The organism is Paraburkholderia sp. Ac-20340 (genome assembly GCF_017104965.1).
Classification (GTDB): Bacteria; Pseudomonadota; Gammaproteobacteria; order Burkholderiales; family Burkholderiaceae; genus Paraburkholderia.
Genome location: NZ_JAAGPR010000081.1, coordinates 1 through 1,232 on the forward strand (window position 1 = coordinate 1; position 1,232 = coordinate 1,232).

The following is a 1,232-nucleotide window of genomic DNA, read 5'->3' on the forward strand; positions in this document are numbered from 1 at the left end:
AGCACGTCGCCTTCGGCGTCGCGGATCAGATCCAGCGCCATCCATTCGACGAAGAACGTGGTCTTCGCAGCAACGTTCTGCTGGTACAGCGTGTGCAGCAGCGCGTGACCGGTACGGTCAGCCGCCGCGCAGGCGCGTTGCACCGGCTTTTCGCCGTAGTTGGCCGTGTGGCCGCCGAACGGGCGCTGGTAGATCGTGCCGTCCGCATTGCGGTCGAACGGCATGCCCATGTGTTCCAGTTCGTAGACGGCGTTCGGTGCTTCGCGGCACATGAACTCGATCGCGTCCTGGTCGCCGAGCCAGTCGGAGCCCTTGATCGTGTCGTAGAAGTGGTAGTGCCAGTTGTCTTCGCTCATGTTGCCCAGCGATGCGCCGATGCCGCCTTGAGCAGCGACCGTGTGCGAACGCGTCGGGAACACTTTCGAGAGCACGCAGACCGACAGGCCAGCACGCGCCAGTTGCAGCGACGCGCGCATCCCCGAGCCGCCCGCGCCGACGATGACCACGTCGAACTTGCGACGCGGCAGAGAATTCTTGATTGCAGCCATTCTTTTACACTCTCCAGAGAATCTGCGCGGCGTAGCCCAGGCTGCCGAGCAGCCAGGCGATCGTCAGCACGTCCAGCGCGATGCGCAGGCCAACGGGCTTGATGTAGTCCATCCAGATGTCGCGCACGCCAATCCAGGCGTGATAGAACAGCGCGAGCAGCGTGACGAACGTCGCGAGCTTCATCCATTGGGCGGAGAAAATCGACGCCCAGCCGTCATAAGAAAAGTCGTGTGCGCCGAAGAACAGCACGAGCAGCACGATCGTGTAGATCGCCATGATCACGGCGGTGGCGCGCTGGGCAATCCAGTCGCGCAGGCCGTAATGCGCGCCCACGACGAGGCGCTTCGGACCGATACCGTTTTTAGCCGACATTCTTAAAACGCTCCGAAGAGTTTTGCCGCGAAGGCGATCGTGAGGACCGTGGAGAGGACAACGACGACGAGCGAGGTCGATTTGGCCTTTTCTTTAGCCGCGAGGTCATGGTTGAAATCCATGAACAGGTGGCGCACGCCAGCGCAGAAGTGGAACAGGAACGCCCAGCCGAGGACCAGCACGACGAGCTTGACGATGATGTTGGAGAGGAAGCCCCGGAAGACTTCGAAGCTGAGTTCCGAAGTGAGGCTCTGGTCAAACAGGAACAACAGGAAAGGCAGGAAAATGAATAGAAGTGCACCGCTCACGCG

General features: G+C 61.1%; 3 protein-coding genes. All 3 read right to left on the reverse strand.

Going from position 1 to position 1,232, the window contains the following annotated elements; genetic code table 11:
- A partial coding sequence (locus G3N59_RS36770; protein WP_205987908.1) for an FAD-dependent oxidoreductase occupies window positions 1-548 on the reverse strand: 548 nt, incomplete at its 3' end.
- Window positions 549-552: 4 nt separating this feature from the next.
- Window positions 553-921, reverse strand: coding sequence for a succinate dehydrogenase, hydrophobic membrane anchor protein (sdhD, locus tag G3N59_RS36775; protein ID WP_205987909.1), 369 nt, complete (start codon window positions 919-921; stop codon window positions 553-555).
- Between the two features lie 2 nt (window positions 922-923).
- Window positions 924-1,232: succinate dehydrogenase, cytochrome b556 subunit (gene sdhC / locus G3N59_RS36780; RefSeq protein WP_205987910.1), on the reverse strand; the 309-nt coding region annotated here is incomplete at its 5' end.